Origin of the sequence: Rhodococcus sp. ENV425 (assembly GCF_002887785.1) — a bacterium.
GTDB classification, from domain to species: domain Bacteria; phylum Actinomycetota; class Actinomycetes; order Mycobacteriales; family Mycobacteriaceae; genus Rhodococcus; species Rhodococcus aetherivorans.
Map to the genome: position 1 here is coordinate 9,040 of NZ_PCZU01000288.1, position 5,912 is coordinate 14,951.

Sequence of the window (5,912 nt, forward strand, 5' to 3'; positions counted from 1 at the left end):
GGCGTGCCGGCGCCGCCCGTCATCCGGCGGCGCACGGTGAGGAACCAGGCCAGCACCGCGGCGACGACGCCGACGATCAGCGAGATCACCAGCGCGCGACCGGCGATGTCGTCGGCGGGCACCCCGGCGCCGCTCGCGGAGATCGACGGGGCCAGCCCGATCACGTAGTCCGAGGCGATGGACATCCCCTGACCCGAGATCGCCAGGGCGAGCGCCGCACCCAGGGGTGGCAGCCCGGCCTTGATCGCGGCGGGCAGCAGCACGGCCCCGATCAACGCGAGGGCGGGCGTCGGCCAGAAGAACAGCGACAGGAGATAGGTGAACACGAACAGCACCACGTAGGCGACGCGGCCGTTGATCATCCACCGGCTCATCGGCCGCACCATCATCTCGTCGGCGCCGATGCTCCGCATCGCGGCCAGCATCGAGGTGACCGCCGCGATGACGACGAAGATCTCGAACAGCGCCGAGCCCGAGGTGAGCGTCGCCCGGAACACCGCCATCACGGCGTTCGCGACGTTGCCGTCGTAGGCGAGGGCGGTGGCGAACGTCGCCACCACTGCCGGGATCATCACGTTCTTGCGCAGGGCCATGGCCACGAGGAGGGACACGAGGCCGAGCAGGAAGACGATATGGGCGGTGGTCACGGGTGGCTCCTCCAGCGGGCTGAGGCATCGGGCCGGGGGATCGGCGCCGCCGCGGGGTGCAGGCCCGCCTGGGCCCCGCGCTACGGGCGTCGCCGCACCGGATGTCGTCCGATGGTGCTGGGTCCGGCCCGGTTCGGCAAGGGCGAAAATGACCGAACCGCAGGGGGTTCTGCTGTGCAGGTTGCAGGGAGGGTGACGACCGCGTTTCGGGTCGGCCGGGCCTGTGAACAACGCGAAAAATCCGCGCCGCCGCCTCGGTGTCGGCCCGGCGTGACAGACTCGCAGGGTGAGGTTGTACCGGGATCACGCGGTGGTGCTGCGCCAGCACAAGCTGGGCGAGGCCGACCGCATCGTCACGCTGCTCACCCGTCGCCACGGCCTCGTGCGGGCCGTCGCGAAAGGGGTGCGGCGCACCCGCTCGAAGTTCGGGGCGCGGCTCGAGCCGTTCGCGCACATCGACGTGCAGTTGCATCCGGGCCGCAGCCTCGACATCATCACCCAGGTCCAGACCGTCGATGCGTTCGGCGCCGACCTCGTCGACGACTACGGCCGCTACACCACCGCGTGCGCCGTGCTCGAGACCGCCGAACGGCTCGCCGGTGAGGAGCGCGCCCCCGCCCCGCAGCTGCACCGCCTCACCGTCGGTGCGCTCCGTGCCCTGTCCGACCAGGTCCGGCCGCCGGAACTGATCCTCGACGCCTACCTGCTGCGGGCCATGGCCTACGCCGGCTGGGCGCCGGCGATCAGCCGCTGCGCTCGCTGCGACGAGCCCGGCCCGCATCGCGCGTTCCACGTCGCGGCCGGGGGAGCGGTATGCGTGCGGTGCCGGCCGCCGGGCGCCGCGACCCCCGGCGCGGGTGTGCTGGATCTGATGGACGCGCTGTTCCACGGTCGCTGGCAGGGCACCGACACGGTGTCCGAGGCGACCCGCGGGCAGGCCAGCGGCCTGATCGCCGCCCACCTGCAGTGGCATCTGGAGCGGCAGTTGCGGACCCTGCCGCTGATCGAACGCGGCCGTCCCCATGCGGTGGCTGTGGGCGGGGAGACGGTCGGGCAGGATGGGGAGCGTGATTCGACGCCGCACCCCGCAAGCATCGCGTGACCGCGAGATCCGGCCACCCGACCCGCACCCGTCCGGCGCCCGCCCGCCGGGTCTGCAGCCCGAACTGATCCCGCGGCACGTCGCCCTGGTCATGGACGGCAACGGCCGCTGGGCCCAGGAACGCGGTCTGCCTCGCACCGCCGGCCACGAACGCGGCGAGGCGGTGCTGATGGACACCGTGTGCGGGTGCATCGAGATGGGCGTCAAGTGGCTCTCGGCGTACGCGTTCTCCACCGAGAACTGGAAGCGCAGCCCGGACGAGGTGCGCTTTCTCATGGGCTTCAACCGGGACGTGATCCGCCGCCGCCGCGACGAGATGCACGAGATGGGGGTACGCGTGCGCTGGGCCGGACGCCGGCCGAAGCTGTGGCGCAGCGTCATCAAGGAACTCGAGATCGCCGAGGAACTGACCCGCGACAACGACGTGATGACCCTCACCATGTGCGTGAACTACGGAGGTCGCGCCGAGATCGCCGATGCCGCAAGGGAGATCGCGCGTCGCGTGGCCACGGGTGAGCTCGACCCGGAACGCGTCACCGAGGCCACGGTTGCGCGGTACCTCGACGAGCCCGACATGCCGGACGTGGACCTGTTCCTGCGGCCGTCCGGGGAACAACGCACCTCGAACTTCCTGCTCTGGCAGTCGGCCTACGCCGAGATGGTGTTCCAGGACAAGATGTTTCCCGACTTCGACCGTCGGGACCTGTGGGCCGCCTGCGTGGAGTACGCCTCGCGCGACCGCCGCTTCGGGGGCGTGAAGTGACGGGCGCCGGAACGGGACCGGAGGAGCGGAGGCCGGCCCCCGGCGGGGTGGACCCGAGCGGCCTCGGCCTGCGCGACCGGGTCGCGGCCGCGCTGGCGGAGTTCGTCGCCATGCACGAGCCCAGGACGAACGGCGACGATGCGCTGGGATTCGACTATGCGGGCGTGCCGTGCGCCGTGCGGGTGGTGACCCTCACCGAGGGTCTCGACGTGGTGTCGCTGACCGGCGTCCTCGCGTGGGACCTGCCGCTCGACGACGCGTTGCGCACGCGGGTCGCCGGGGCGGCCGACGCGCTGCAGTTCGGGTCGATACACCTCGTCGAGCGGGACGCCGAGGCGGACGTGGTGCTGCGGTACTCCTTCCCCGCCACCGGCCTTCGGGACTCGCCCCTGACCACGATGCTGCTGCTCGTGCTCGGCGGCGCCGGCGACGCGCGCTCGGCCGTCACGGGCACGGGCGGATCCGAGTGAGCGAACTCGACTGGGACTCCCCGATCGCCACCGGGAACGACGACGCGCTGCGTGCCGCCGTGCTGCGTGTCTTCTCGGCGGTCCTCGCCGAGGAGATCGAACCCGACACGGACGGCGACGTGCCGATCTGGGTCGACGATGTGCTCACCTACGCCGTCGTCGATTCGCGGGCCGGGGTGGTGGAGCTGACGACGTACCTGGTGGAGCGGATCGCCGGTCGTACCCGCGCGGCCGAGGTCCTCGTCGACCTGCAGGCGCAATGGCCGGACGCGCGGCTCGAGTTGCACCAGGACCGGGTGACGGCGGTGCAGCGCGTCCCGGCGCGCCCGCTGGTGCCGGTGCACCTGGCGCGCGCGGTCGCGGTGGTCGCGGCGCTGGTGCCGCATGTGCCCGAACTGGCGGCGCGGCTCGGCGGCCGGGCGTGCGTGTTCGACGAGCCGGGCGACGAGACTGCCGGCGAGGTGGTCGACCTGCTGGGCGGGTGCGGCTGCGACGGCTGCGGGTGCCGCTGACCGTCGTCGGTCAGCGCGACGTCGCCGGCGCGGCGTCCGCGCAGTCGCGGCAGGTGCCGAAGATCTCGACGGTGTGGCTCACGTCGACGAAACCGTTGTCCTCGGCCACCTCGTGCGACCAGCGCTCGACCGCCGGCCCGTCCACCTCCACCGTGTAACCGCACGCCCGGCACACGAGGTGGTGGTGGTGACCGGACGAGCAGCGCCGGTAGACGGACTCGCCGCTGTCGGTGCGCAGCACGTCGACGGTGCCGGCTTCGGCGAGGGACTGCAGCGTGCGGTAGACGGTGGTCAGGCCGATGCCTTCGCCGCGCTTGCGCAGTTCGTCGTGCAGGTCCTGGGCGGAGCGGAACTCCTCGATCTCGTCGAGCAGCGCGGAGATGGCGCTGCGCTGCTTGGTGGAGCGGACTCCGACTACGGGTTTGTGGGCGGGCGACACGACTACGGTCAACCTTCCTCGACGTGGGCGACGGCGTCGACGACGATGTGGGCGAGATGGTCGTCGACCAGACGGTAGAGCACCTCGCGGCCGGCGCGTTCGCCGCGGACCACGCCCGCGGCCTTGAGGATGCGCAGGTGCTGGCTGATCAGCGGCTGGGTGACGCCGAGCGCGCCGACCAGTTCGTGTACACAGCGTTCGGATTCGCGCAGTTGCAGCACGATGGCGATGCGCACCGGTGCGGCCAGCGCGCGCAGGAGCTCGCCGGCGGCGGCGAGGGTTTCCCGCGACGGGGCGGGTACGGGGGACGGCGTCGCCGATCCCGGGCGGCAGTCGTCGTGCGGACGGTCCGGGGCCGCGGCGTCGCCGCCGGGGCCGGTGTCGGCAACGCTCAACGGATCTCCTTCGTGGACTGGCGGCCGCGTTATTGCAAACCGATTCCATTTTGATATGCATGAATGTGCATGTCAACCGGCGTGCAGTTCGACCGCCCCGAGCGGAGCGATAGGCTTACGGGTCGACGCACGCTGCGAAACCCCGCATCGAAGATGGAGTGAATCCGAGTGGCACCGAAATCCAAGATCGATACCGTCGCCAACCTGGCCAAGCGCCGGGGTCTGGTCTACCCCTGCGGTGAGATCTACGGCGGTACGAGGTCGGCCTGGGACTACGGGCCGCTCGGCGTGGAGCTCAAGGAGAACATCAAGAAGCAGTGGTGGCGCAACATGGTCACCAGCCGCGAGGACGTCGTCGGTCTGGACTCGTCGGTCATCCTGCCGCGTCAGGTGTGGGTGGCGTCGGGCCACGTCGGGGTGTTCAACGATCCGCTCGTCGAGTGCCTGAGCTGTCACAAGCGCCACCGCCAGGATCACCTGCAGGAGGCGTACGCCGAGAAGAACAAGCTCGACGATCCCGACTCGGTTCCCATGTCGGAGATCTCCTGCCCGGACTGCGGCACCAAGGGCCAGTGGACCGAGCCCCGTGACTTCAACATGATGCTCAAGACCTACCTCGGCCCGATCGAGAGCGAGGAGGGGCTGCACTACCTGCGCCCCGAGACCGCACAGGGCATCTTCGTGAACTTCGCGAACGTGCTCACCACGTCGCGCAAGAAGCCGCCGTTCGGAATCGGCCAGATCGGCAAGAGCTTCCGCAACGAGATCACCCCGGGCAACTTCATCTTCCGGACCCGCGAGTTCGAGCAGATGGAGATGGAGTTCTTCGTCAAGCCGGGCGAGGACGAGCAGTGGCACCAGTACTGGATCGACTACCGGATGGACTGGTACACCGGGCTCGGCATCAACAAGGACAACCTGCGCCTGTACGAGCACCCGCAGGACAAGCTGTCGCACTACTCGAAGCGCACCGTCGACATCGAGTACCGCTTCCACTTCCAGGGCAGCGAGTGGGGTGAGCTCGAGGGTGTCGCCAACCGCACCGACTTCGACCTGTCGACGCACGCGCAGCACTCGGGCGCCGACCTGAGCTTCTTCGACCAGACCACCAACGAGCGGTACACCCCGTACGTCATCGAGCCGGCAGCGGGCCTGACGCGGTCGCTCATGGCGTTCCTCGTCGACGCCTACAGCGAGGACGAGGCGCCCAACGCCAAGGGTGGTGTCGACAAGCGCACCGTGCTGCGCCTCGACCGCCGGCTCGCCCCGGTCAAGGCGGCGGTGCTGCCGCTCTCGCGCAACGCGGACCTGAGCCCCAAGGCGAAGGACCTCGCCGCGCAGCTGCGCCAGCACTGGAACATCGAGTTCGACGACGCCGGCGCCATCGGCCGCCGCTACCGTCGCCAGGACGAGATCGGCACCCCGTTCTGCATCACGGTCGACTTCGACACCCTCGAGGACCAGGCCGTCACCGTCCGCGAGCGCGACACCATGGCGCAGGAGCGCGTCGGCCTCGACCAGGTCGAGGGCTACCTCGCCCAGCGGCTGATCGGCGCCTGACCACAGAGCCTCCGTGAGAGGGTC

The 5,912-nt window shown here is 70.4% G+C and carries 7 protein-coding genes and 1 pseudogene; 5 read left to right on the plus strand and 3 right to left on the minus strand.

Translation table 11 applies throughout. From position 1 onward, the window contains the following. A pseudogene (locus CQZ88_RS32035) lies at positions 1 to 647 on the minus strand (permease); the annotation flags it as partial. Between the two features lie 286 nt (positions 648 to 933). On the opposite strand from CQZ88_RS32035, the gene recO reads away from it, so the two are divergent. From recO to CQZ88_RS27565, 4 genes are read left to right on the plus strand one after another with little or no spacing between them, the layout of a single operon-like run. After that, positions 934 to 1,749 (plus strand): DNA repair protein RecO, encoded by an 816-nt coding sequence (gene recO / locus CQZ88_RS27550; protein ID WP_080688608.1) that lies wholly within the window; start codon positions 934 to 936, stop codon positions 1,747 to 1,749. Further along, positions 1,706 to 2,512: an isoprenyl transferase gene (locus tag CQZ88_RS27555; protein ID WP_037200968.1), complete on the plus strand. Its 807-nt coding sequence runs from the start codon at positions 1,706 to 1,708 to the stop codon at positions 2,510 to 2,512. The genes recO and CQZ88_RS27555 overlap by 44 nt, the downstream gene beginning before the upstream one ends. Next, positions 2,509 to 2,982, plus strand: a complete 474-nt coding sequence (locus CQZ88_RS27560; protein WP_050035401.1) for a hypothetical protein — start codon at positions 2,509 to 2,511, stop codon at positions 2,980 to 2,982. Before CQZ88_RS27555 ends, CQZ88_RS27560 begins: the two co-directional genes overlap by 4 nt. Further along, on the plus strand, positions 2,979 to 3,494 hold the full coding sequence (locus tag CQZ88_RS27565) for a hypothetical protein (RefSeq protein WP_006943910.1): 516 nt from the start codon (positions 2,979 to 2,981) through the stop codon (positions 3,492 to 3,494). The genes CQZ88_RS27560 and CQZ88_RS27565 overlap by 4 nt, the downstream gene beginning before the upstream one ends. 10 nt (positions 3,495 to 3,504) lie before the next feature. On the opposite strand, the gene CQZ88_RS27570 is transcribed toward CQZ88_RS27565, so the two are convergent. Further along, on the minus strand, positions 3,505 to 3,933 hold the full coding sequence (locus CQZ88_RS27570; protein WP_006943911.1) for a Fur family transcriptional regulator: 429 nt from the start codon (positions 3,931 to 3,933) through the stop codon (positions 3,505 to 3,507). 8 nt (positions 3,934 to 3,941) lie between these two features. After that, positions 3,942 to 4,328: a metalloregulator ArsR/SmtB family transcription factor gene (locus CQZ88_RS27575; RefSeq protein WP_050035399.1), complete on the minus strand. Its 387-nt coding sequence runs from the start codon at positions 4,326 to 4,328 to the stop codon at positions 3,942 to 3,944. 168 nt (positions 4,329 to 4,496) lie between these two features. Here CQZ88_RS27575 and CQZ88_RS27580 point away from each other — a divergent pair, with 168 nt between their 5' ends. Beyond that, the gene (locus CQZ88_RS27580) at positions 4,497 to 5,888 is read left to right on the plus strand and encodes a glycine--tRNA ligase (RefSeq protein WP_006943913.1); all 1,392 of its coding nucleotides are present in this window, start codon (positions 4,497 to 4,499) and stop codon (positions 5,886 to 5,888) included. Positions 5,889 to 5,912 lie beyond the last annotated feature (24 nt).

Coding starts and splice junctions, on each gene's coding strand:
- CQZ88_RS27555 (WP_037200968.1), top strand. CDS start 1,706: ATGGGGAGCGTGATTCGACGCCGCACCCCGCAAGCATCGCGTGACCGC.